Here is a 23,558-nt window from a genome sequence, read left to right on the forward strand (position 1 = left end):
TACCGCATGCCGCTGTCGGCCATCGTGTCGATCCTGCACCGTATCAGCGGCATGCTGCTGTTCGTGCTGCTGCCGTTCATCCTGTACCTGCTGCAGGAAAGCATCCGCTCCGAGATCTCGTTTGCCCACTTCCAGGGCATCGCCTCGCATCCGTTCAGCAAGCTGGTCATCCTGGCCCTGGTGTGGGGCTACATGCACCACTTCTGCGCCGGCATCCGCCACCTGGTGATGGACACCCACGTTGGCCTGGACAAGGATTCGGCCCGCAAGACGTCGGTCGCCGTGCTGGTCATCAGCCTGGCCGTGACCTTCCTGGTTGCCCTGAAACTGTTCGGAGTGTTCTAAGCCATGAAAAACAATATCGGACCGAAGCGCCTCGTCGTGGGCGCCCACTACGGCCTGGGCGAGTTCCTGGCGCAGCGCGCCACCGCGATCGTGATGGTGGTGTACACCGTCGTCCTGTTGCTGGCTTTCCTCACCGGCAGCAATTTCTCCTATGAAGGCTGGGCCGGCCTGTTCGCCCAGACCTGGTTCAAGCTGTTCACGCTGGCCACCCTGATCGGCCTGTTCTATCACGCCTGGGTCGGCGTCGTCAGCGTCTACCAGGACTACATCAAGAACGTCGGTGTTCGCTTCCTCATTCAAACCGCGTCGGCCATGTGGCTGATCGCGTGCGCCGTGTGGTCGGTGCAGATACTCTGGAGTGTGTAAATCGTGGCAGCAATCAAATCCTCCATTCCCGTACGCCGCTTCGACGCGGTGATCGTCGGCGCCGGCGGCTCCGGCATGCGCGCTTCCCTGCAACTGGCCGAAGCGGGCCTGAACGTGGCCGTGCTGTCGAAGGTCTTCCCGACCCGTTCGCACACCGTCGCCGCACAGGGCGGCATCGGCGCCTCGCTGGGCAACATGGCCGAAGACAGCTGGTTCTGGCACATGTTCGACACCGTCAAGGGCGGCGACTACCTGGGCGACCAGGACGCGATCGAATTCATGTGCCGCGAAGCACCGAAGGTCGTGTATGAACTCGAACACTTCGGCATGCCGTTCGACCGCAATCCGGACGGCACGATCTACCAGCGTCCGTTCGGCGGCCACACGGCCAATTTCGGCGAGAAGGCCGTGCAGCGCGCCTGCGCCGCGGCCGACCGTACCGGCCACGCGCTGCTGCACACGCTGTACCAGCGCAATGTGCGCGCCCGCACCCACTTCTTCGTCGAATGGATGGCGCTGGACCTGATCCGCGACGCCGAAGGCGACGTGATCGGCGTCGTGGCGCTGGAAATGGAAACCGGCGACGTGATGATCCTGCAGGCGAAGACGACGATCTTCGCCACCGGCGGTGCCGGCCGCATCTTCGCCGCATCGACCAACGCGTTCATCAACACCGGCGACGGCATGGGCATGGCGGCACGCGCCGGCCTGCCGCTGCAGGACATGGAGTTCTGGCAGTTCCACCCGACCGGCGTGGCCGGCGCGGGCGTCCTGATCACCGAAGGCGTGCGCGGCGAAGGCGGCATCCTGATCAACTCGCAGGGCGAGCGCTTCATGGAGCGCTATGCGCCGACGCTGAAAGACCTGGCGCCGCGCGACTTCGTGTCGCGCTCGATGGACCAGGAAATCAAGGAAGGCCGCGGCGTGGGCCCGAACAAGGACCACGTGCTGCTCGACCTGCGCCACATCGGCAAGGAAACCATCGAGAAGCGCCTGCCGTCGATCCTGGAGATCGGCCACAAGTTCGCCAACGTCGATGCAACGAAAGAGCCGATCCCGGTGGTGCCGACGATCCACTACCAGATGGGCGGCATCCCGACCAACATCCACGGCCAGGTCGTGGCACCGTCGGCCGATGGCGGCCAGAAGATCGTGAACGGCCTGTACGCGATCGGCGAATGCGCCTGCGTCTCCGTGCACGGCGCGAACCGCCTGGGCACGAACTCGCTGCTCGACCTGGTGGTGTTCGGCCGCGCGGCCGGCAACCACGTGGTGGCATCGAACCTGAAGCAGAAGGAACACAAGGACCTGCCGAAGGACGCGTCGGACTACGCGATGGACCGCCTGAACCGCCTGGAAACCTCGACCGGTTCGGAAAAGGTGCAGGGCGTGGCCAACGACATCCGCGCCACGATGCAGAAGTACTGCGGCGTGTTCCGTACCGACGACCTGCTGAAGGCCGGCTTCGACGAGATCATGAAGCTCGACGAGCGCCGCAAGCATGTGTCGTTCAAGGACAAGTCGAAGGTGTTCAACACCGCCCGCGTCGAAGCGCTGGAACTGGACAACCTGATCGAGACGGCCAAGGCAACCATCACGTCGGCCGTCGCCCGCAAGGAATCGCGCGGCGCGCACGCGCACAGCGATTTCCCGAACCGCGACGACGACAACTGGATGAAGCACACGCTGTGGTTCTCCGAAGGCAACCGCCTGGAGTACAAGCCTGTCGTCACCAAGCCGCTGACGGTGGAAACCTTCAAGCCCAAAGCACGCACTTTCTAAGGTAGCAAGAACATGGCACGTACTCTCAAATTCAAGATTTACCGCTACGATCCGGACAAGGATGCCAAGCCTTACATGCAGGACCTGACGGTCGAGCTGAAGGACACCGACAAGATGCTGCTGGACGCGCTGCAGCGCATCAAGTCCGACGTGGACGATTCGCTGGCCCTGCGCCGCTCGTGCCGCGAAGGCGTGTGCGGTTCGGACGCGATGAACGTCAACGGCAAGAACCGCCTGGCGTGCACGACGAACCTGAACGAACTGAGCGAACCGATCATCCTGCGCCCACTGCCGGGCCTGCCGGTGATCCGCGACCTGATCGTCGACATGACGCAGTTCTTCAAGCAGTATGAATCGATCAAGCCGTTCCTGATCAACGATTCGATCCCGCCGGAGAAGGAACGCCTGCAGACGCCGGCCGAGCGCGAGGAACTCGACGGCCTGTACGAATGCATCCTGTGCGCGTGCTGTTCGACGTCGTGCCCGTCGTTCTGGTGGAATCCGGACAAGTTCGTCGGCCCGGCCGGCCTGCTGCAGGCTTATCGCTTCATCGCCGACTCGCGCGACGAAGCCACCGGCCAGCGCCTGGACAACCTGGAAGACCCGTACCGCCTGTTCCGCTGCCACTCGATCATGAACTGCGTGGACGTTTGCCCGAAGGGCCTGAACCCGAACAAGGCGATCGGCAAGATCAAGGAACTGATGGTGCGCCGCGCCATCTGAGCCGGAGGCCTGCCCTTCCCTCCGCACTACGCCTGCCGCCGGTTCCGGCGGCAGGCACTTCGCGCCCGGCCTGCCGGGCGCTGTCGTTTCCGCTCGCTGCGACAGTCCTGTCCGCGCAGTGGCACAATGCTGTCGAAGCAGCTTTCCCTGCACTGACGGACGCCTTGCTTGAAACAGAACTTCGATCACCCCACCTTGCCAGTCGACCTGGATAGCCCCGGCAGCGCGCCGCGCTGGCTGCGCCATCCCGCCATTCGCCTGGTGATCCTGGCGACGGCCCTGTCCTGCCTGGCGCTGGCCGGCTTTGCCGCGTGGTTCATCTGGTCCACCCGCCAGGCGCAGATCGAGCAGACCGCGGTGGCGACATCGAATGTCGCCCGCATGGTCGGCGCCCAGGTGGAATCGGCGATGAAAACGGCCAGCATGGCGCTGACGGACATGGCGGAGCGCGCCAGGCACGATGGCAGCGGTCCGGGCGCGCGCGAACGGATGAGAATCCACCTTGCCGAACTGGCCAAGGTCACTCCCGAACTGCACGGCATGTTCCTGTACGGCGCCGATGGCGACTGGCTGGCGACGTCGCTGGGGCGCCACGTGCCCGGCAACAATGCCGACCGCGCCTATTTCCAGTACCACCGCTCGCATACCGGCCAGGGCATCCATGTCGGCGCGCCCGTCAAGAGCCGCTCGACAGGCATCTGGATCATCCCGGTATCGCGCGGCATCTACAGCGCCGACGGCAGCTTCCAGGGCGTGGCGCTCGTCACGCTGCGGCTGAATTTTTTCGAACGCATCTATGACGAGCTCGATATCGGCCGCACCGGCACCGTCGTGCTGATGCTATCGAACGGCACGGTGGTCTATCGCCGTCCGTTCGACGAGAAACTGATCGGAACCGACCTGTCGCACGGGAACATCTACAACGCATTGCGGCACCGCTCGATCGGCTCCAGCTTCCTCCTCGCCAAGGTCGACAACGTGGAACGGCTGTACAGTTACCGGCGCCTTCACGACTTCCCCTTCCTCGTGGCGGTGGGGCGAACCAAGGACGAATTGCTGGGCGACTGGCAGCGTTCGAGCATGCTGATCGGCGTGGCGGTGCTGCTCATCGGTGCGATGCTGGCCGCTTTCGCCACGAAACTGATCCGCCGGATCGCGGCGCAGGACAGGCTGGACCGCAAGCTGCGCATGTATTCCGAGGGACTGGAACGGCACAATGTCGGCCTGCGCGAACTGGCGCATACGGACAAGCTCACGCAACTGGCAAACCGGCGCCGCTTCGACGAAGTGCTCGAGGCGGAACTGAAGCGCGCGCAGCGCGGCCGCACGCCGCTGTCGCTGATCATGATGGACCTGGACTACTTCAAGCAGTTCAACGACCGCTACGGCCACCTGGCCGGCGACATCTGCCTGCAGCGGGCGGCGTCGGTACTGTCCGCCCAGGTCACCCGGGCCGGCGACCTGGCGGCGCGCTATGGCGGCGAGGAGTTCGCCGTGATCATGCCGAACACCGGCGAGGACGGCGCCATCGCGCTGGCGGAACGGATCCGTTCCGGCCTGCTGGCACTGCGCATCCCGCACCAGCCCTCGCCATCGCGCGTCGTCACGGCCAGCCTCGGCGTGGCCACGCTGGTCCCGGAGACCAGCGGCAACGCCACCGCGGGAGAACTCATCGAAAGGGCGGACCGGCATCTGTACGATGCCAAGCAGCGGGGGCGCAACCAGGTACGCGGTAGTCAGGCCGGCGATCCCGCAGCGCGCTGATCAATAACTGTCAGCGCACGTCCAGCAGTTCGACCTCGAAGATCAGGTTGGCGTTCGGCGGGATCGGTCCCGCGCCGCCTTCGCCGTAGCCCATGCTGGACGGTATGATCAGCGTGCGCTTGCCGCCCACCTTCATGCCCTGCACGCCTTCGTCCCAACCCTGGATGACCTGGCCGGCGCCGAGCCGGAAGCTGAAGGGGTCGCGCCCGGCCGAGGAATCGAACTGTTCGCCACGCTGTTCCGGAGCGCCCGGCACGTGCAGCCATCCGGTGTAGTTGACGACGGCCGTGCTTCCCGCCACCGCTTCCTTGCCGGTACCTGCCGGGTGATCGATCTTCTGGAACGCGACAGGGGCAGCCGCGGCCGCGGGCGGTTCCTTGGCCCGGTCGCAGCCGGCCAGCGTGAACGTGAAGACCAGGCCGAGGCCGAGGGCGCAGGAGGAAAGCAGCTGTTTCATAAAATTCTTCTTTCGTGATGGTTATCCGTAACGACGCCGCAGCATACAGGGCGGGCGCCGCCGTGCCAACTGCCGGCGCAGGCGCGCGCGCCGCCAGGCAGCCCGACCGTACAATCCTGGCATATCCTCCTGAAAGCCGCCATGCCGATCCGCCTCCTCGCCGCCGCCGCCCTGCTCGCCGCCGCCACCGCCTCCGCCCAGACCGTCGTCAGGATCGGCACCGCTTCGCCACTGTCCGGCCCCGGTGCGCACCAGGGCAAGGATATCGAGAACGGCGCGCGCATGGCGATCGACGACCTGAATGCAAAGGGCATCGTCATCGGCGGCAGGAAGCTGCAATGGGAACTGCTGGCGGAAGACGACGCCAGCGACCCGAAGTCCGGCACGGCCGTTGCGCAGAAACTCGTCGATGCACGGGTGGCCGGCGTGGTCGGCCACCTGAACTCGGGGACCACCGTGCCGGCGTCGAAGATCTATGCCGCCGCGGGAATCCCGCAGATCTCGCCGGCGGCGACCACGCCGGTCTACACGCGGCAGGGCTTCAAGACCGCATTCCGCGTGGTGGCCAGCGACACGCTGATCGGCCGCACGCTCGCCACCTATTCGGTGAAAGGGCTGAAAGCGAAAAGGATCGCCATCATCGACGACCGCACCGCCTTCGGCCAGGGCCTGGCCGACGAGTTCGCCAAGGGCGTCCGCGCCATCGCGGGCAACGCGGCGATCGTCAGCCGGCAGTTCACCAGCGACAAGGCAGTGGACTTCAGCGCCATCCTGACGCAGATCCGCGCCAAGAAGCCGGACGTGATCTTCTACGGCGGCATGGATGCGGTGGCCGGGCCGATGCTCAAGCAGATGAAGACGCTGGGCATCGGCGCCAGGCTGGTGTCCGGTGACGGCATCTGTTCCGAACGCCTGCCGCTGCTGGCCGGCGACGCGCTGGGCGACGACAAGGTGTTCTGCGTGGTGGCCGGCGGGATCGACGGGCCGCAGGAAGCCAGCAACGCGGCCTTCACGGAACGCTACCGCGAGCGCTTCGACTTGCCGGTGGAAACCTATGCACCCTATGCCTACGACGCCGTGATGGTACTTGCCGCCGCGATGCAGGCCGCGCAGACCACCGCACCGGCCGGGTTCCTGCCTGCGCTGGCGAAAGCGCGGCATGACGGCATCACCGGCTCGATCGCGTTCGACGCCAGGGGCGACCTGCGCGACGCGGCAATGACGCTGTTCACCTACCGGCAAGGGAAGAAGGTCAAGCTGCAGGTGGTGCGCGGCCGCTGAGCGGCTGGGCCAGCACTGCGGGGCGCGAAAGCGTGCGGCCGATTCCTACATCACACGAAGTCCTGCCCTGACAGATCGGCACCCGGAGGGCGGCTACCATGCGTTTTCCAGCGGCGATGGCCAACCCATCGCCACCCACCAACTGCCGATGGAGGAACGCATGACGACCGACGTGAACGACAACCTGAACGACTGGCTGCGCGACGCGCACGCGATGGAACAGCAGGCGGAACAGATGCTGAACGCACAGGCCGACCGCCTGGAACACTATCCCGAGCTGAAGGCGCGCATCGTCCAGCACATCGAGGAAACGCGCGGCCAGCAGGCGCTGCTCGACGAATGCATGACGCGCCGTGGCGTCAGCAATTCCGTGCTGAAGGACCTCGGCGGCAAGCTGATGGCGTTCGGCCAGGCCGTCGGCGGCATGACCGTCAGCGACGAAGTGGTCAAGGGCGCGATGGCCGGCTATGTGTTCGAGAACCTGGAAATCGCCAGCTACACCGCGCTGATCGCCGCCGCCCAGCAGGCCGGCGATGCCACCACGCAAGCCGCCTGCGAGCGCATCATCGTGCAGGAAAAAGCCATGGCGGCCTGGCTGCTCGAGCACCTGCCGCAACTGACGCAGGCCTTCCTCGTGCGTTCGGCCACGCCCGGGGTGGAAGCCAAGGTATAACGCCCCTTGCGGCGGCCCGGATTTGCTGGCGTAGTGCCGGGCCACCGCCTGCCTGCCTCGCCAGAGGATCGGGCAAGCAATGCACATTTTTCGGTCTATCCGCCGGCAGGCGCGCGGCGGCATGATGGGCGTCCCCACTTCACCCCATGGAGGACCTCAGCATGTCGAACACGATCCTGCCCGGCGGCCACTGCCCCGCCGGCACCGCACCAGCAAGACCGGGGCTGCGCGCCCGGCGCGGTTTCGCCATTGCCGTGCTGGCCGCTGCCAGCGCCTGCGCCGCCGCGGCCGGCATGCCCGCCGAAACCGCCGGCAACCGCCAGCTGGTCGATGCGGCGTTCCAGCGCTGGGCGACCGGGGGCAGCGGCTTCTTCGACGAGGTGCTGCACGACGACGTGGTCTGGACGATCGTTGGAAGCGGCCCGTCCGCCGGCACCTACCGCGGCCGGCAGGCGTTCGTCGAGCGCGCGGTCGCGCCATTCGTCGCGCGCCTGGCGACCCCGATCAAGCCCGTGTCGAGGCAGGTCTGGGCCGACGGCGACCATGTCATCGTGCGCTGGAACGGCGAGGCAACCGCCGGCGACGGCCAGCCCTACCGCAACAGCTATGTGTGGATCTTCCGGATGCGCGGCGGCCGCGCTGTCGAAGCCACCGCCTTCCTGGACCTGGCCGCCTACGACGACGTGCTGCGCCGCGTGCCGGCGCGGCGCTGATCCGCGCGCCCGGGTTGCAGCCGCCTTGCTTGCGGCCGCCGGGCGGCTCCCCTCATTCGCGGGTTCTTACTCCCGCACCAGGCTCACATCGTCGATGGCGAGCCACTGGCCCTCCTGCCCTTCCGAATAGGCGCCGACCTGCACCCTGCCGCCGGCCACGGCGATGCCCGGCAGCGTGACCTGGGTCCACCGGCTGGCGGCCTTCACCTCGTGCGCGGTTTCGCTGCCGCCATCGGGCAGCGCGTACAGTTTCGCCACGCCCTGGCCGCCGCTGCTCTTCACCCACGCGCGCAGCGTGTATGTGCCGTTCGGCAGCGCGACATTCTGGATCGCGCTGCCCATCGTCTGGCCGTCGTGCGCCAGCCGCAGCGCCCAGCGGCCCGTGCGGCCTTCGCGCGCATTGACGATCGGGCTCGCGCCTTTCAGGCTGGTCCAGCTGGTGACCCAGCCGGTGACGCCCGTCTGCTCGACGCGATCCGCTTCGAAGCCGGGATTGAGCACGTAGTTGTTGGCCGGCCCCACGCTCCAGGTGCCCTGCGCGGCATCGAGCCCGAACTGGCTCAGCGAATTGAACACGGGCGCCTTGCCGTCGAACGACAGCGGCGTCCAGATGTTGTAGCCCAGGCCATTGCCGGCGAAGTTGCTCCAGCGGTCGCCCGCATACAGCACGGTGGTGCCCGCGCTGCCCTGCACGGGAATGAAGAAGCCGTTCTGGGACACGTGCGAGAAATCGGCATCCGTGCCGGCAATCAGCTTCTCGGCCGAGTACGGGCCGGTGATCTTCGTTGCCGTCATGTAGAAGCTGCGTGAAGCATTCCAGCCATGCAGGTCGGACGAGCAGAAGTAATACAGGCCGTTGTGCTTGAACATCGCATTGCCTTCGCGACCACCCGCTGGCGCCCGGTAGATCTCGGTGGCAGGTTCCACCTGCAGGTAATCGGCCGCCCGCAGCGGTGCCACGTACAGGTGCCGCCGATTGCCGTTGTTGCTGAAGACGAGGTAGGGCTGGCCGTCATCGTCGACGAACACGGTCTGGTCGCCGGACGTCGGCGAGGCAACGTTGTCGATGCGCGCCTGCAGGTGCGCGTAGACGAACGGCCCGGACGGGCTGTCGCTGGTGGCGAACAGCACCCCGGCGCCGGCACGCTTGCTGGCGTATTGCGTGATCAGCACGAACTTGCGGGTCTGCCGGTTGTACACCACGCCCATGCGGCCCAGCCAGGCATCGCGCTCGAAGATCTTGCCGGGAGCGGCGGCGCTGACCACGTTGCCTTCGAACTTCCAGTTCACCAGGTCTTTCGACGAATAGGCCGTGACCGCATTGAAATGCGGCTGCGTCGTGAACCCGGAGGGATCCCTGGCATAGCTGACGGCTTCATCGTACTTTGCGCCGTACCAGTAATACGTATCGGCCACCTTCAGGATGCCGCCGCCTTGCGAATAGATCGGTGTTCCGGAAGTGTCCTTCCAGAATACGCCGTTGTCGATGGTGAGTTCCGCGCCGGGCGCCGGCATGGCCGCGAGGCCGAGGGCGCAGAACAGGGGGAGGATGAAATGACGGGGCTTGGTCTTGGTCGGCTTCTCTGGTCGCATGTCGGGTGATGGGCAGATGGATGGAGACGGACAGCGCCACGCGCCGCCGCGTGCCGATGATGCCATAGCGCCAGGCTAAGCCGGCAATAGGAATATTTTAGTTAGGATTCCTACATAAATATTTTTTGCCGTGCTAAGATGTTTTCCATGGACGGCGCGGCAAGCACATCAAGCCAAACCCGTCCTGCAGTTTGCTTGAACCATATATTTAGGACTCCTGATGAAAGTGGCCCGGCCAGCCCTTCATTTCCCGAACCGGCCACTACGAAAGGAAGCATCATGTCCCAGAATGCCAACACCGCCCGCGTTGCCCTGCTCACGCGCGACACCGCAACCGGCGCTTCGCAACAACTGCTCGAACAGGTGCACGGCGCCTTCGGCGCCACGCCGAACATGTTCAGGGCCGTCGCCAACTCCCCCGCCGCGCTGGCCAGCATGTGGGGCGGCTTCGGCGCCCTCGGCAACGGCACGCTGGGCGCGAAGCTGGGCGAGCAGATCGCCGTGGCGATCGCCGACATCAACGACTGCGAGTACTGCCTGGCCGCGCACACGGCACTGGGCCGCAAGGCCGGCGCCAGCGGCGACGAGATGACGGCCGCCCAGGCCGGCCAGTCTAACGATCCGCGCACCGCCGCCGCGCTGAAATTCGCCACCAGCGTTGTGCGCAACCGTGCCAGGGTCGCCGCCGGCGATGTCGACGCACTGCGCGAAGCCGGCTTCGACGATGGACAGATCGTGGAAATCGTCGCCCACGTGGCGCTGAACCTGTTCACGAACTACGTGAACGTGGCGCTCGCCGTGCCGGTCGATTTCCCGCAAGTGAAGCTGCGCGCAAAATGAGCGCCGGGACCGTGACGAGTTTCAGCGCCGCACCCGAATTCGAGGTGGCGGCCTGGCTGAACGCCCACGGCCCCGTGAACCTTGCCGCCCTGCGCGGCAAGGTGGTGGCGGTCTACGCGTTCCAGATGCTGTGCCCCGGCTGCGTATCGCACGGCATTCCCCAGGCGAAGAAGATCGCCGCCACGTTCGATCGCGGCGACGTCGAAGTACTTGGCCTGCATACGGTGTTCGAGCATCATGCGGTGATGGGCAAGGAAGCGCTGCAAGCCTTCATCCACGAATACCGGATCGATTTCCCGGTCGGTATCGACATGCCGTCCGACAGCGGCCCGGTACCGCGCACGATGGCGAAGTACCGGATGCGCGGCACGCCCACGCTGCTGCTGATCGACCGCCGGGGCATGCTGCGCCACCAGGTCTTCGGCATGGCCGACGACATGCAGGCGGGTGCCCTGGTGGCCGGCCTGGTGCATGAGCATGAAGACGAGGATGCCGGTGCCCCGCAATGCGACGATGGCGGCTGCCGCATTCCGCTGTCCAGCGTGACCTGAAAGGAGCGACCATGCCAGCAACAAGCCGGGATTCGAACCGGAAATGCATCGCGCTGTACCACGTGCGCTTCGAGGATCTCGGCAGCTTCGCCGAGCCCCTCGAACGCGCCGGCTACCAGGTCGAGTACTGCCATGCCGGCGCGACGCCGCTGTCGCCCGGCGAATGGCGCGACACCGCACTGATCGTCGTGCTCGGCGGCCCGCTCGGCGTCGGCGACGTCGCGGATTACCCGTGGCTGGCGGCGGAAATACACGGCCTGCGCGAGCGGCTGGCGCTGGGTCGTCCGACGCTGGGCATCTGCCTGGGCGCGCAGCTGATGGCTGCCGCTCTCGGCGGACACATCGAGCGGCGTAGCGGTGCGTACGGTGCGCCCGCCATGGAGATCGGCTGGGCGCCGCTCGACATGCCGTCGGCCGCGGGCCCGCTGGCTGCGCTGCGCGGCGTCCCCGTGCTGCACTGGCATGGCGACAATATCGTGCCGCCGCCGGGCATCGCCGCGCTGGCCGCCACGCCGGGCACGCCGTACCAGGCGTTCAGCGCCGGGCGCCATGCGCTGGGCCTGCAATTTCACGCCGAGTTCGCCCAGCACGCGCTGGAGGAATGGCTGGCGGGCCACGCGGTGGAACTGGCGCGCGCCGGCGTCGACCTGGTGGCGCTGCGCCGCGACACGGCACGCCATGGCCGCGCTGGAGCAGGCCGGCCAGGCCATGCTGCGCGACTGGCTGGCCGGCCTTTCCGCCGCAAGCCTGGCCTGAACGGGAGAACGCCATGCCGTCATCGATTCCCCTTGCCGCGCTGTTTACCGGCCCTGCGCGGCCGCTGGCACGGGCCGGCCGTCCGGACGTCGCCAGCGGCATCGCCAAGTCGGCGCGGCCCGCACCGGTGCAACTGTCGTTCGGCGGGCTGGAAGGCGACGAACAGGGCGACCGCGTCTACCATGGCGGTCCCGAAAAGGCCGTGCACCACTACGCCGCCGAGCACTACGCCATGTGGGCGGCGCGCTGGCCGGACAGCCCGGTGCCACTGGTGCCGGGCGCGTTCGGCGAAAACGTGGCGACATTCGGCATGACGGAACGGGAGGTGCACATCGGCGACGTGTACCGGCTGGGCACCGCGCTGCTGCAGGTATCGCAGGGGCGTCAGCCGTGCTGGAAGCTGAACCGCCGTTTCGGCCGGGACGATGCGGCCGCCGCGCTGCAGGGCTCGGGCCGCACCGGCTGGTACTACCGCGTGCTGGAGGAAGGCGCGATCGCCAGCGGCGAGCGCTTCGAACTGGTCGAACGCCCCTGCCCCGGCTGGCCGCTGGGACGGCTGGTGCGGGCATTGTTCCCGCCGCTGGTGCCGACCGGCGCGGCGATGGCCGGCCTGCGCGCGGAATGGGCGCTGGCCGCGATGCTGGAACCGTTGTCGCAGAACTGGCGAACCGCGTTCGCGAAGCGCCTCGATACCGGCCGCATCGAAGACTGGAGCCGGCGCCTGCGGGAGCCATGAGCCGGCCACGTGCAGGAGCCATGAGCGCCGGCCGCGTGCCGGCGGCCTTGCCCCGTCAGGCCCGGCGCGACAGCCAGGCCCGGATCAACCCGGCCTGGTGGAACGGCACCGGCAACACGAAGCCCGCCTCCTTCACGATCGATTCCAGTTCGGCGGCGGGAACCAGCGCCACGTCGCCGGCGTAGGCGGCGCGCATGCGCTCGATATTGTCCGGCGCGATGCCGGCGCCGGCCATCATGCGGAACCAGTGCGCCAGCTGCACTTCATATTCCGGCGAGGCGCGGTCGGCCGTCAGGTCGGAGCTGGCCAGCAGGCCGCCCTGGCGCAGGCGGCTGGCGATCGCCCGGAAGAAGCCGATCCGCTCGTCCCGGTCGGTGAAAAAATGCGACACCAGGAAGCATGTGGCGGCGTCGAATCGCGCCCCGGCCGGCAGCGACTCGACGTAGCCTTCGTGGAAGGCGCAGCGTTCCAGGTAACCCTCCCGCGCGGCCCGTTCGCGGCACTGCAGCAGCATCGCGCCGGACGGCTCCACGGCCGTGAAGCGCCAGCCGGGAAACCGGCTGGCCAGGTGGGAAATCTCCGCGCCGCTTCCTGCGCCGACGCACACGATGCGGGCATCTGGCGGCAATCCGCTCAGGGCCGATTCGAGCAGGAAGTGCAGGCCGTCGCGGATCGGAGCAAGGCTGGCCCATTGCTGGTCGTAGTGCGGCGCCTGCTGGTCGAACAGGGTTTTCAGTTGGTTTGCGTCCATGGGGCCTCGCCTGGAAGTGGTGGTGGCCGGCATGGCCCGCGCCATGCCGATCTCATGTAACTTAGTATATTACATAAGCCACCCGGGCAGGCGGACAGCCGCGCGCGCGCTCTGTCTACTTGCCTGTCTTCAGCGTACGGCCCAGGAAGTCGCGCATCAGCGCGGCGATCGTGGCGCCCTCTTCCTCGAGTGCGAAATGCCCCGTGTCGAGCAGGTGCAGTTCCGCTTTCGGCAGGTCGCGCTTGTACGGATGCGCGCCCTCGGCCGGGAAGATCTTGTCGCCCTTGCCCCACACGATCAGCATCGGCGGCTGGTGCTTGCGGAAGTACGCCTGCCATGCCGGGTAGTGGGGCGGATTGGAACCGTAGTTGTGAAGCATCGCCAGCTGGATCTCCTTGTTGCCGGGCCGGTCCAGGTAGGCCTGGTCGATGGTCCACGCGTCGGGGCTGATGCGCCGCACGTCGCGCACCCCTTCCGTGTACTGCCACTTGGTGGCCGCCAGTTCAAGGATCGGTCGTTGCTTCGCGGTGTTCTCTTCCGACTTGTCCGCCCACCATGCCTTGACCGGTTTCCAGAATTCGTTGTCGAGGCCTTCGTCGTAGGCGTTGCCGTTCTGAACCACGATGGCCGTAACCCGTTCCGGGTGGGCGGCCGCCAGGCGGAAGCCGATCGGCGCGCCGTAATCCTGCACGTACAGCGCATAGCGCGGCGCGCCCACCGCCACGGTGAATTTGTCGATCACCTTCGCCATGTTGTCGAAGCTGTAGGTGAAGTCGCTCACCGGCGGCATGTCGCTCTGGCCATAGCCGGGATAGTCGGGGGCGATCACGCGGTAGCGGTCGGCCAGTTGCGGGATCAGGTTGCGGAACATCTGCGACGAGGTGGGAAAGCCGTGCAGCAGCAGCAGCGTAGGCGCGTTCGCCGGGCCGGCTTCCCGGTAGAACACGTTGACGCCATCGATATTGACGGTGCGGTAGTTTACGGGATGGATTGCCGTGGCGGACGGCGCGGCGGTGGCGGCCTGTGCGGCGGGTGCCGCGAGCGCAAGCCCCAGCGCGATGGCGGCGGCGATGTGGGCCACGGAACGGGGAAGGACGGGAACTGGCATGGAATTCTCCTTGACTTGTCGGCGAGAGGGGCACTACTGAAACGGCAAGTCAATGGTAGGCCGGGGCCGGACACGGCGAAACGGTGCAGCAGTCAATTCATCGTTGCGCCCGGCGTAATGAAAGCTGCGGTCGCCGTGCCGGCGCGCAGCCGCTCCCGGCTTGCGGGCGCCGTTGGCTGTGCCACGGTTTGCGTTCGGACCCCGCGCACGCCGGGGCGTTTCAGCGGCTAGCCAGGGCCCGGTACCTCGCCGCGGCCCGTCGCCACGGGCACGATGTTCGCCGCCACGATCTCTTGCGCAAGGGGGTTTTGCTGGGAGAGCGAGTCCTGCACCCGGTCGAGTCCGCGCTCCACCTCGATGGCGCGCGCCCGCACCTGCCACGCCGGATCGGGATCGGGCGGGCCGTGGGGTATCTCGCGTTGCGGGATCGACTTGCGGTCGAGCTCTTTCACGGTCCTCGCCATTTGCGCGACGGCGGCGCGATAGTCGGCGAAGAAGTCCGCGCCCAGGACGACGTAGGTGGGAACAAGATGCACTGTCATCGAATCGGCGACGACTTCTTCCGGCGCGAAATCGGCTCCGACCCGCGTTTCAAGCACCATCACGCTCAGGATCACCGCGTCGGGAAACGTGTCGGGCTCCAGCGCCGAAATGGCCACTTTCACTTCGCCGGCATACGCCGACGGATCGCCGCCCTTGAAGGGAACGAAGCTGACCTCGACCCGGAATTTCGCCTGGCCGACGCGTTCGTTGAGGAACAGCCGCTCGACGCCGGCGATACGTCCGTTACGCTCGAACTGGTCTTCTCCGGCGGCGCTGACATGCGCGCTCTGGACACAGTCGTAGACCCGGCCCTGGATCTCGCAGTCGGTCTCGATCGCGCCGCCCGGAAAATCGCCGCCGGAGCGGTCGGCGGCGGTGGCGAACGTCATCAGTCCGATCTCCGCGCCGCCGACCCGCAGCCTGTAGCCCAGCCGGATGCCGGACTGGTCGGCCCGTCGCGGCATGCTGAAGCTGAACTCCTTCGTGCCGCGCAGCCTGAAGCGCATTCCCGTGTAAGTGCGCTCGGGCGCCGGCGAGAACAGCCGCAGGCGCCCCAGGTCCACCACCACCGGCGTTCCTTCGCCGGCGCTGCTGCCGTTCACCATGCCCCAATTCTCCAGGCCGAGCAGCGGCCGGCGGAATTTCGCGTCCGGCAGCCTGACGAAATCCGAGCCCGGCGGGGTGCTCGCCAGCTCGCGCATGCGCTGCGACAGCCGCAGCATTTTCTCCACCCCGCAGGCACGGACCACGCTGTCGACCGCCGCCGTATGCACGGCGGTGATCGCCGCGAGGGCGGCGGCCGGATCGCTTGCCCGCGATTCATCCCAGACGCCGCCCCAGGCTTCGCCCGGAAAATAGCTGCGCTTGAACTCGACGGAAAACCCCGACCACTGCGGCAGGAACGACGACAGCCCCGTCACCGGATCGACCGCGCCGATCGGGACGCCCGGCGGTGCGCCCAACTCGGGACTGCGCATGGTGCCGCCCGCATTCAGCGCAAAGACGGGATCGGCAACCAGGATCGAAGCACGCCAGGCATGCGCGAAATCCATCAGTCCATCGGCGATCTGGCGCAAGACGGCGCGGTCGTGGCCGGTCGACCGGAACGCCGGTTCCAGCGTCATGGCAACGGCGATGCGGTCCTGGACCGACCGGACCAGCACGTCGAGATAGTGCCCCGGGTCCCAGATCTCCGCCTGCAGCTCCTGCCCGGGGTCGCGGTAATTGATGGGCGCACCGCCGGCGGTCTTCATGTAGGGCGTCTGCGCGTAGGGAACCCACCAGGGGTAGCCGTACACCGAGCGCAGGAAGGCGATCCGGCCGGCGCCGAGCATCTGCAGGATCGACTGGTTCAGCTCGCTCGCCCGGTTGGCCAGCTGCAGCAGGTTGGCGGGCGAGCGCGAGGTCTTGACGTTCATGACGGCGTTGCGGGCATCGTCGCCGTGGGTACGCCAGACGAGTGCCTGGTTGTACAGCCCGCGCCGTTCCTGCGCGGCCAGGTAGCCGTAGATCTGCTCGACACGCTGGCCGATCTGTTTCAGCGCGGCCTGCACCGGATCCTCGGCCGGAGAAAGGATGCCCAGTTTGTTCATCAGGTCGACCGCCGCCCCGACGGCGCCGACGATCGAGACGATGCCGGCGGCGATGTTGATGCCAGACCCGATCACGTTGAACAGCACTTCCTGCTCGGATGGCTTGAACTTGAGGAATTGCAGCGTCTTGCTCAGGCTCTTGAAATCGTCCTTCTCCGGCTTGACGAAATCGAGGATGCCGCCCTCCTCGTCTGCCCCGCCGCCATGGAACGTCTGCAGCGGAGGTTCGGCAAGCGGGGCAAGCTCGCTGCGAACCCGTTCCAGCATGGGATCGCCGGGCCGCCAGGCACTGAACGCCGGCTGGCTGATATGGGTGGTTTTCATTGGCTGCTCTGCTCCTGGACGGTGAGGGGCGCGGAGGGCCCCGGGACATCGGAAAGAGACTGCTGGAAGAGAAAGCCGGAAACTGGCGGATGGATGCCGCGTGGCGCGGTTCGGCGAACCGGTCGCGTCCCCGGCAGGACGCACGGCGCGAGAGGAAACCCCGATCGAGTGTATGCCTGTTTTCGACCGGGTTATCAAAAGAATACTTATTGATCGGACGTTGCCGATAGCGGCATGCGGCCGGCGCGGCCGCCGTGGCGTACTCCCGCCATGGCGCCGCGCACGCACGTGAACATCAGGGCTGCGGATCCCACCCCGCGCCATTGCCGAACCCGGCAAACACTTTCGCGCGGGTCGCGAAGCCCGCCTCCACGTCGCTGGCGCTCAGCTGGAAGCCGCCCACCCGGGCCGCCAGGTCGAGCGGCGTGCCGGCCAGGTCGGTGGTGCCGTATTCGCGCCAGCCGGAAGCGGCGTCCGGCTGGACCGGATTCGGCGCCGGCTGGTTGTTCACGCCGAGGCCGGCCCAGCCCACCGTGGCGACGTGCCGGTCCATGCGGCAGTTGATGAAGGCGATATTGTCCCAGCTCGACGTGCCGCCCGGGCTGCGTGCCAGGTAGGTGGCGCCGTCGGGCACGTCGCCATGCAACGGACCCGGGCCGGGGCCGTGGGTCAGCGTGCTGTTGAGGAAGACAAAGCCCTTGTCGGTGGCGGTCGGCACGCGCGCCTGCAGCACGTAGCCGCCGCCGGTCGTGCTGGTGGTGTCGCCCACCGAACGGATCTCGCTTTCCTCGAACAGGGCCGCGCGGCTGCTGCCCCAGATGAAGTCGACATTGCCCGCCACCAGCGAGCGGTAGAACCACGACCAGCCCTTCAGGTTCAGCGTGTCCTGCTCGCTGTGGAAGGCCGCGTTCCTGGCCACCAGGCGGCCGCCGTCGCTGTTGAAGTACAGCGTTTCGGCCTGCGCCGAAATGGCCGGCGAACGCAGCGTCGTGTTGTTGAAGGTGAGCGAATCGAGGCTGAGCATGTCGGCCGCTTCGACCAGCATGATCGCCCGCCCGCCCCGGAATCCGCTGGTGCTGGCGCCCTGGCTTGCGCCGGTGCCCGGATTCAGCGAATCGTTGTTGGTGTAGCGGATCACCACGCCGTCGCGGCTCTCGCCGGCGATGGTCACGTTGTCCTTGTCGCGCAGGTAAAGCAGCTCCTCGTAGGTGCCGTTCTTCACGCGGATGGCGACCGGATCGCCCTTGGCGAAATGCTGCATTGCGTAGTTGAGCGCGCCCTGCACCGTGCGGAAATCCGCCGCGCCATCGACGTCGACCGTGACGGCGTCACCCGCCGGCAAACTGGCCCTGGTGGTAAACGACCAGTCTCCCAGCCTGCCGATGCCGGCGAACGGTACGCCGCCCAGCGTGGTGCCGGTGAACACGCCATCCGAAATCGCCACGTAGTATTCGGTGCCGTAGTCGAGCTTGTTGCTGTGCAGCTTGATCGTCACCGTATTGCCGTCGATCCTGATCGGCGTCGTATTCACCTTGCGCACCTGGCCCTGGCCGGCATGGCCGATGATGTCGGTTTCGCCGCTGAGCCGCACCACGTCGACCAGCGCATCGTCGGCCTTGCGGAACACGCGGATGCTGCCGCCGCTGCCCAGCACGGGCGGTCTGTCGAACACCAGCTTGAGCGGCATGTCGACCGGTTCGGCATCGGCGTGCGCCGCCGGATACGTGGCATTGTCGAGCGGGTAGGTCTGCGTGGGCTGCGCGAACCGCGGCGCGATGGTGGCGTCGATCGTGCGCGTCAGCAGCGGGTCCGAGCCGGACGTGAAGACGATCTTCGCCGTGCCGCCGCCGACCGCGGCGATCGTGGCGACGTCGCCGTCCACGGCGACCGAGGCCACCGCCGGGTTGCTCGATACCGCGGTGTAGCTGTCCGCCGTGCCATCGGGCGCGCGGGCATTGATCCTGACCTGCAGCGGCGTGTCGCCCACTTCGGCGGCGTAGGTCGTCACCGCGGGATCGAGCGTCATCTGCGCGGGCTTCAGGGCCGGGTTGCCGATCCGCACGTCGTCGATCTGGAACGACTTGTTGGCCGTGTACAGGCCGACCAGGCCGCGCGCGGCGAAGGCGCTGTCGGTGACCGAACCGAGGTTTTCGCCATCGAGGTAGACCGTCAGCGTGCTGCCGGTCATCTCGAAGCGCACCGTGTAGAACGGGCCATCCATCGCGATCGGCTTGCTCGCCTGCTTCGGCCGGCTCAGCGAACCGGCGAACATCTTCGCGATCTCGACCCGCGTGCTGGCGGTGCTGTTCTGCACGTTCAGGCCGCCGCCGTACCAGTTGCCTTCGTCGACGTAGCGCGTCACCAGGTACAGGTGCTTGTTGCCGGTGGTGCCGTTGGTCATCGGGCGGATGCGCGCTTCGACGAAGTAGTCGCCCGATGGCACCTTGTCCAGCGCGCCCGGCTTGACCAGCGCCAGCACGCCACCGGTGGATGCGGCCGTGTACTGCAGCACCTTGTTGGCGCTGCCAGCCACTTCATCCTGCACGCGGAAGCTGCCGTTCGGGCCGGCGACCGGCAGCAGGTCCCATTTCGCCGCGCCGCCATCCTGGAAGTCGTCGCAGAAGTACAGGCCCGAGGCCGGGCAGACCAGGCTCGGACCGGTGTCGATCGTCGTGCTGCCGGTGCCGGTGACATTCGTCGTCAGCTTGCCGCCGCCGGATTGCGCCAGCGCATTGGCCTTCACCAGCGCAACCGGGCGCACGCTGTACGCATACGGCGGGGTCCAGCCGGCGCTGGCGGGCACGCCGCAGGCACCCAGCGCCGCCCCGTTCAGCCGCGAGCCGCTGTCCTGGAACGCGCCGGCGATGGCGCCGGAAAAATCCTTCACCACATCGTTGCAGGACCGTGCGCCGGCCACGTCGAACACGTTGTTGTGCGACAGGATCTTCGCCGCGGTGCCGACGCCGACAGCGTAGCTCACCGGGTACACGGCATGCGACTTCGCGCCAACGTAGTAATTATTGAACAGGTGGACCTGGCCGAAGCGCACGCGCGGTGCGCGGCTGGCCACGTCGCGGAACACGTTGTTGCTGAAGGTGACGCGCAGCTTGCCCTCGTCGCCGGTGGCGCCGTCGCTGCCGCCGACCAGGTTGTTCTTGTTGTGCTGCTCGAACAGGTTGTACGACACCGTCACATAGTCGGAGCCGTTGGTGATGTCGAGCGCGCCGTCGTGGCACTGTTTGACGTGGCCGTTCTCGACCGGCAGCAGGTCGTCGGTGACCGGCGCATCAGTGAAGCTGACGTGGTCGACCCAAACATGGTCCGAACCGGAGATGCCGATGGCGTCGAAGGCCGAATTCCAGTTGCCGGTCGAGCCGTCGCTGGGATCCCACACCGGCCCCACGTCGCAGGGATTGACCAGCTTCAGGTTGCGGATGATGATCTGCGAGACGTTCGACACGATGATGTGCCCGTTGACGATGCCGGCGTTCGGGGCCCCGCCGATCAGCGTGGTATTGCTCTTGAGGCGGATGGCGCCGCGCGCGGCCTGGTCGGCGCTGCTGGCGAACGGCTGGCCTTCGGTCATGTCGATGGTGCCGGCCAGCTTGATGATCTTGGCATCGGTGCCGCCGTTATGGATCGCCGCCAGCAATTGCGCGCGGTTGTTCACGGTATATATCTGCTCGGCCGGGGCGGCAGAACCGCCCTGCGTGCCGCCGCCCTGGCTGGCCCAGCCGTCGAGCGGGGCGGCCTGGCGTGCCGGGTCGACGGCGCCAGCGCCATGGCCCGGCATTGCGCCGAGCAGGAATGCGGCGCACAGCGCCGCCTTGAATGCAAGTAGTCGCATGTGATTCTCCTGTGGGAGGAACGAATTGGCGTGAGGGCTCGCCCTGCGGTCGCAAGGCGCCCTTCCGGTGTGCCGATCAGCGGCCGGGCTGGCGGCCCCTTCGCACGCGCTGAACGGCGGCCATGCAGCCCAGCCCGGCGATCAGCAGCGCGTAGCTGGCCGGCTCGGGCACCGCCGCGGCGACACCGATTTGCGCCGTGATCGAGCCGAACTCGTTCCATTCGACGCCGCCGAGGTCGAGCGCGATGGTGTGCGCATCGACGATCGACAGGCCCGGTACGCCACTGGCGCCATCCGCGCCGGCGAAGGTGAAGGCATCGATCGGCGCGGCCAGACTGGTGCCGAAGTCGAAGCGCATGCTGTAGGCGCCGGTGGGAATCGCGCTGTTGGCGATTACCGTCAGGCCGCCATCGGCCGAAATATCGATCCCGAACAGGAAATCGGCGGTCAGGAATTCGACGCCCGCACCGGTGGGATCGAGCGCAGTGGTGTTCGAGCCCGGTTCGCTGGCGAAATCGTGGTCGAGACCGAGCATGCCGGCGGCTGCGCCGTTGTAGGTGGCCGTGACGATGGCGGTCTGCAGCGGCAGGACGGACGCGTGTGCGGGACTTGCACTGAGGGCGGTGCCCATGGCGGCAAGCGCCAGGGCCTTGAAAAGGTCTTGGGTGTTCAAACGTGTCTCCGATCTGGTTATTGTGATGTCGGAAGCGCCGCGGGGAGCGGTCGCCGTGGGACACCTCGCGTGTCCCGCGCCGCTTCGGGGGCGGCCGGGACGCGTGTCAAACCAGGCCTTGCTCGAAGACGGTCAATGCTGCGGTGCGACTGCCGGAGGTTACCAAAAAGACAGTACATCCGGTCAGGCCCATTCTAGATTGGTCAGGCCGGTTTGGCAACTATGAACCGGCTGGCGTGTTGCCAGGACGCTACCGCGCGGGCGACGGTTCTACTGAAGGCGCAGCAGGATCGGGCAGTGATCGGACAGGATGCGGCCCGCCAGCGCCTTGTCGTAGCGCAGGTGCGTGCCGTCGAGGGTGCGGCCCGCGGCCAGCGACTGGCTGACCAGGATATTGTCGATCGGCGGACCATCGTGGGGATCGCCATCGAAGCAGGATCGCTCCGTGGCGCGCCGCAGCACGGCGCCGGCCGGCTTGCCGTCGCTGAGGGCGCGGAACACCGATGCCGGTGCCGCTTCGTCCGGGCCGGCGCTGTACTTTGCATCCTGGTCGAGGGCGCGATTGAAGTCGCCCAGCACGGCGAAGCGCCCGCCTTCCGCGGCGCGCGCATCGACCCACTGCTCCACCACGGGAACCTGGCGGCGCAGCGACTTGCAGGGTTCGCTGGTGCTGGTCTTCAGCGAACCGTCGACGCAGCCGCTTTTCAGGTGCACGCCCAGCAGGCGCACCGCTTGCGGCGTGCCCGGATACAGCGTCAGGTCGGCGCCGGCACGCGACGCGCCGTCGACGTCGAGCGCGGCGAACTCGGGATTGCACTGATAGGGAATGCCCTCGCGGATGGCAAAGCCGACCTTCTGGACATGGGCGCGCGACACGAAGCAGTCCACCTTCCAGCCCTGCCGGAACACCAGCGCCGCCGCTTCCGGTCCGTCGACCTCCTGCAGCGCGACCACGTCCGCATGCAGCTGGCCGGCGACAGCGGCCAGCGCATCGAAATCGGCCGCCTGGCGTTGCGGGATCGGATCCCGGCCGGGCGTGCACGGAATGGCGCGTTCGTCGCTGCGGATCTGCCCGCCCTTGCGGCAGGCGGGCAACAGTTCGTCATAGGTTGCCGGCGTCAGCAGCCAGGCAAGGTTCCAGCTTGCCAGCACGGGCGAATCGGCGGCGGACAGCGGCGCGGCCCGCAGGTGGGCGAACTGCGCGTCGGCCGACCTGCCCAGCCGGTCGAGCCAGCCGCCGTACATCGCGTTGGGCAGCACGAACCAGCGCTTGCCGACCTCCCTGCGCGCCCGCACGGCGATAGCCGATGCTTCATCGGCGAGATGGCCGACATCTTCCTCCGGCAGGAAGTCGCGCATGTCGTCGCCGACCAGCATGACGATGCGATAGTTCTCGGCGATCTTCTTGCGGCGCGTGACCTTGTCGCGGCGCGGATCGCCGGGGACCCTGAACAGGAACCGGCTTTCGTCTCCCGAGCCGGGGAATTCCTCCATGTTCGCCATCGTGTGGGTGCGGTTCGGGCACTTCTCCGCCACCTGGCATTCCCGGTTGCTGACGTAGAAGAGCGCGACCTTGCGGCCATCGACGGCCCTGGCAAATTCGAGTGCGCCCGGCACGGGCCGGGCCTGTTTCAATGCGATCCATTCGTCCCACGTGGCGGGGGAGAAGGGAACGCCGCGCCGGGCCAGCCAAGCCTGGTAGGGCGAATTGTCGAGCATCGTCTCGTCGATGTCGACGATGACCGCCGGCTTCTTCCCCGCGCCGCCGTCGGGCTGTTCGAGCGCCGCCGAGCCGGGCGCCTCCAGCGCGGCATCCAGCGCCGCAGTGGCTGCCGCGAAGGTGCCGCGGCTGATCAGCGCATATTCGGCCGCGTGCTGCTGCCACAGCGTGCTGTTGATGAGCTGGCGCTGCTGGGCGGGGATAGTGTCCGCGCCCGCAGGTGCCAGCAGCAGGCATGCGAAGAAGGCGATTGCGAGGCGGGCCGGGTTCAGCGGGACGAGTGGCATTGCGGCTCTCCAGGGTGAGAGGGTCGAGGTCGGCGCACGCGGCATGGCACCGCGCCGGAAGGGATTTCAATCTAGCATGTTGTTGCAACAACAAGCCAGCGCCTTGTTGTTGCGTGCCAACGCCCCCGGCCCT

Annotated in this window: 20 protein-coding genes; 12 read left to right on the plus strand and 8 right to left on the minus strand. The window is 67.3% G+C overall.

Annotated elements, in window-relative coordinates; all coding sequences use genetic code 11:
• The 5 genes from sdhC to ACY34H_RS09705 form a co-directional block, all read left to right on the plus strand.
• The coding region (gene sdhC / locus ACY34H_RS09685; RefSeq protein ID WP_464977290.1) for a succinate dehydrogenase, cytochrome b556 subunit at positions 1–345 on the plus strand (345 nt) is incomplete at its 5' end.
• 3 nt (positions 346–348) lie between these two features.
• Positions 349–711 (plus strand): succinate dehydrogenase, hydrophobic membrane anchor protein, encoded by a 363-nt coding sequence (gene sdhD / locus ACY34H_RS09690; protein ID WP_464977291.1) that lies wholly within the window; start codon positions 349–351, stop codon positions 709–711.
• Between the two features lie 3 nt (positions 712–714).
• Positions 715–2,493, plus strand: a complete 1,779-nt coding sequence (sdhA, locus tag ACY34H_RS09695) for a succinate dehydrogenase flavoprotein subunit (RefSeq protein ID WP_464977292.1) — start codon at positions 715–717, stop codon at positions 2,491–2,493.
• Positions 2,494–2,505: 12 nt separating this feature from the next.
• On the plus strand, positions 2,506–3,216 hold the full coding sequence (locus tag ACY34H_RS09700) for a succinate dehydrogenase iron-sulfur subunit (RefSeq protein ID WP_130184894.1): 711 nt from the start codon (positions 2,506–2,508) through the stop codon (positions 3,214–3,216).
• 168 nt (positions 3,217–3,384) lie between these two features.
• Positions 3,385–4,980 (plus strand): GGDEF domain-containing protein, encoded by a 1,596-nt coding sequence (locus ACY34H_RS09705; protein ID WP_464977293.1) that lies wholly within the window; start codon positions 3,385–3,387, stop codon positions 4,978–4,980.
• A 10-nt stretch (positions 4,981–4,990) separates the two neighbouring features.
• Here the strand turns inward: ACY34H_RS09705 and ACY34H_RS09710 are convergent, their stop codons facing one another.
• Positions 4,991–5,437, minus strand: coding sequence for an FKBP-type peptidyl-prolyl cis-trans isomerase (locus ACY34H_RS09710; protein ID WP_464977294.1), 447 nt, complete (start codon positions 5,435–5,437; stop codon positions 4,991–4,993).
• A gap of 141 nt (positions 5,438–5,578) precedes the next feature.
• Here ACY34H_RS09710 and ACY34H_RS09715 point away from each other — a divergent pair, with 141 nt between their 5' ends.
• The 3 genes from ACY34H_RS09715 (at position 5,579) to ACY34H_RS09725 (ending at position 8,104) form a co-directional block, all read left to right on the plus strand.
• Entirely contained in the window at positions 5,579–6,718 is a 1,140-nt protein-coding gene (locus tag ACY34H_RS09715; protein ID WP_464977295.1) for a branched-chain amino acid ABC transporter substrate-binding protein, read from the plus strand.
• Between the two features lie 160 nt (positions 6,719–6,878).
• Complete coding sequence (locus ACY34H_RS09720; RefSeq protein WP_464977296.1) at positions 6,879–7,391, plus strand: ferritin-like domain-containing protein; 513 nt, start codon at positions 6,879–6,881, stop codon at positions 7,389–7,391.
• A 161-nt stretch (positions 7,392–7,552) separates the two neighbouring features.
• Positions 7,553–8,104, plus strand: coding sequence for a nuclear transport factor 2 family protein (locus ACY34H_RS09725; RefSeq protein ID WP_464977297.1), 552 nt, complete (start codon positions 7,553–7,555; stop codon positions 8,102–8,104).
• A 66-nt stretch (positions 8,105–8,170) separates the two neighbouring features.
• Here the strand turns inward: ACY34H_RS09725 and ACY34H_RS09730 are convergent, their stop codons facing one another.
• Complete coding sequence (locus tag ACY34H_RS09730) at positions 8,171–9,697, minus strand: family 43 glycosylhydrolase (protein WP_464977298.1); 1,527 nt, start codon at positions 9,695–9,697, stop codon at positions 8,171–8,173.
• Positions 9,698–9,976: 279 nt separating this feature from the next.
• Between ACY34H_RS09730 and ACY34H_RS09735 the strand changes: the two genes are divergently transcribed.
• From ACY34H_RS09735 to ACY34H_RS09750, 4 genes are read left to right on the plus strand one after another with little or no spacing between them, the layout of a single operon-like run.
• A complete protein-coding gene (locus tag ACY34H_RS09735) occupies positions 9,977–10,537 on the plus strand; it encodes a carboxymuconolactone decarboxylase family protein (RefSeq protein WP_464977299.1) in 561 nt (186 codons plus the stop codon).
• A complete protein-coding gene (locus tag ACY34H_RS09740) occupies positions 10,534–11,088 on the plus strand; it encodes a peroxiredoxin family protein (protein WP_464977300.1) in 555 nt (184 codons plus the stop codon). The genes ACY34H_RS09735 and ACY34H_RS09740 overlap by 4 nt, the downstream gene beginning before the upstream one ends.
• An 11-nt stretch (positions 11,089–11,099) precedes the next feature.
• Positions 11,100–12,158: a glutamine amidotransferase-related protein gene (locus ACY34H_RS09745; RefSeq protein ID WP_464977301.1), complete on the plus strand. Its 1,059-nt coding sequence runs from the start codon at positions 11,100–11,102 to the stop codon at positions 12,156–12,158.
• A complete protein-coding gene (locus tag ACY34H_RS09750) occupies positions 12,047–12,580 on the plus strand; it encodes an MOSC domain-containing protein (protein WP_464977302.1) in 534 nt (177 codons plus the stop codon). The genes ACY34H_RS09745 and ACY34H_RS09750 overlap by 112 nt, the downstream gene beginning before the upstream one ends.
• Positions 12,581–12,635: 55 nt before the next feature.
• Here ACY34H_RS09750 and ACY34H_RS09755 read toward each other — a convergent pair whose 3' ends face one another.
• From ACY34H_RS09755 to ACY34H_RS09780, 6 genes are all read right to left on the minus strand, one after another.
• A complete protein-coding gene (locus ACY34H_RS09755; RefSeq protein WP_464977303.1) occupies positions 12,636–13,331 on the minus strand; it encodes a class I SAM-dependent methyltransferase in 696 nt (231 codons plus the stop codon).
• Between the two features lie 115 nt (positions 13,332–13,446).
• Positions 13,447–14,439 carry an alpha/beta fold hydrolase gene (locus ACY34H_RS09760; RefSeq protein ID WP_464977304.1) on the minus strand — a complete coding sequence of 331 codons (993 nt, stop codon included), beginning with the start codon at positions 14,437–14,439 and terminating at the stop codon, positions 13,447–13,449.
• Between the two features lie 227 nt (positions 14,440–14,666).
• Positions 14,667–16,898 carry a hypothetical protein gene (locus tag ACY34H_RS09765; protein ID WP_464977305.1) on the minus strand — a complete coding sequence of 744 codons (2,232 nt, stop codon included), beginning with the start codon at positions 16,896–16,898 and terminating at the stop codon, positions 14,667–14,669.
• Positions 16,899–17,193: 295 nt separating this feature from the next.
• Positions 17,194–20,745: a pectinesterase family protein gene (locus ACY34H_RS09770; RefSeq protein WP_464977306.1), complete on the minus strand. Its 3,552-nt coding sequence runs from the start codon at positions 20,743–20,745 to the stop codon at positions 17,194–17,196.
• 76 nt (positions 20,746–20,821) lie between these two features.
• Positions 20,822–21,418 (minus strand): PEP-CTERM sorting domain-containing protein, encoded by a 597-nt coding sequence (locus tag ACY34H_RS09775; protein ID WP_464977307.1) that lies wholly within the window; start codon positions 21,416–21,418, stop codon positions 20,822–20,824.
• A gap of 270 nt (positions 21,419–21,688) precedes the next feature.
• Positions 21,689–23,425 carry an HAD family acid phosphatase gene (locus ACY34H_RS09780; protein WP_464977308.1) on the minus strand — a complete coding sequence of 579 codons (1,737 nt, stop codon included), beginning with the start codon at positions 23,423–23,425 and terminating at the stop codon, positions 21,689–21,691.
• Positions 23,426–23,558 lie beyond the last annotated feature (133 nt).

The sequence above is a fragment of the Pseudoduganella sp. jia 9 genome, assembly GCF_055502615.1.

What these genes read in the sequence shown, in the direction of transcription:
- sdhD (WP_464977291.1), top strand. Translation starts at nt 349, where the DNA reads ATGAAAAACAATATCGGACCGAAGCGCCTCGTCGTGGGCGCCCACTAC.
- ACY34H_RS09700 (WP_130184894.1), top strand. Translation starts at nt 2,506, where the DNA reads ATGGCACGTACTCTCAAATTCAAGATTTACCGCTACGATCCGGACAAG.
- ACY34H_RS09710 (WP_464977294.1), bottom strand. Translation starts at nt 5,437, where the DNA reads ATGAAACAGCTGCTTTCCTCCTGCGCCCTCGGCCTCGGCCTGGTCTTC.
- ACY34H_RS09715 (WP_464977295.1), top strand. Translation starts at nt 5,579, where the DNA reads ATGCCGATCCGCCTCCTCGCCGCCGCCGCCCTGCTCGCCGCCGCCACC.
- ACY34H_RS09720 (WP_464977296.1), top strand. Translation starts at nt 6,879, where the DNA reads ATGACGACCGACGTGAACGACAACCTGAACGACTGGCTGCGCGACGCG.
- ACY34H_RS09725 (WP_464977297.1), top strand. Translation starts at nt 7,553, where the DNA reads ATGTCGAACACGATCCTGCCCGGCGGCCACTGCCCCGCCGGCACCGCA.
- ACY34H_RS09730 (WP_464977298.1), bottom strand. Translation starts at nt 9,697, where the DNA reads ATGCGACCAGAGAAGCCGACCAAGACCAAGCCCCGTCATTTCATCCTC.
- ACY34H_RS09735 (WP_464977299.1), top strand. Translation starts at nt 9,977, where the DNA reads ATGTCCCAGAATGCCAACACCGCCCGCGTTGCCCTGCTCACGCGCGAC.
- ACY34H_RS09740 (WP_464977300.1), top strand. Translation starts at nt 10,534, where the DNA reads ATGAGCGCCGGGACCGTGACGAGTTTCAGCGCCGCACCCGAATTCGAG.
- ACY34H_RS09745 (WP_464977301.1), top strand. Translation starts at nt 11,100, where the DNA reads ATGCCAGCAACAAGCCGGGATTCGAACCGGAAATGCATCGCGCTGTAC.
- ACY34H_RS09755 (WP_464977303.1), bottom strand. Translation starts at nt 13,331, where the DNA reads ATGGACGCAAACCAACTGAAAACCCTGTTCGACCAGCAGGCGCCGCAC.
- ACY34H_RS09760 (WP_464977304.1), bottom strand. Translation starts at nt 14,439, where the DNA reads ATGCCAGTTCCCGTCCTTCCCCGTTCCGTGGCCCACATCGCCGCCGCC.
- ACY34H_RS09765 (WP_464977305.1), bottom strand. Translation starts at nt 16,898, where the DNA reads ATGAAAACCACCCATATCAGCCAGCCGGCGTTCAGTGCCTGGCGGCCC.
- ACY34H_RS09770 (WP_464977306.1), bottom strand. Translation starts at nt 20,745, where the DNA reads ATGCGACTACTTGCATTCAAGGCGGCGCTGTGCGCCGCATTCCTGCTC.
- ACY34H_RS09780 (WP_464977308.1), bottom strand. Translation starts at nt 23,425, where the DNA reads ATGCCACTCGTCCCGCTGAACCCGGCCCGCCTCGCAATCGCCTTCTTC.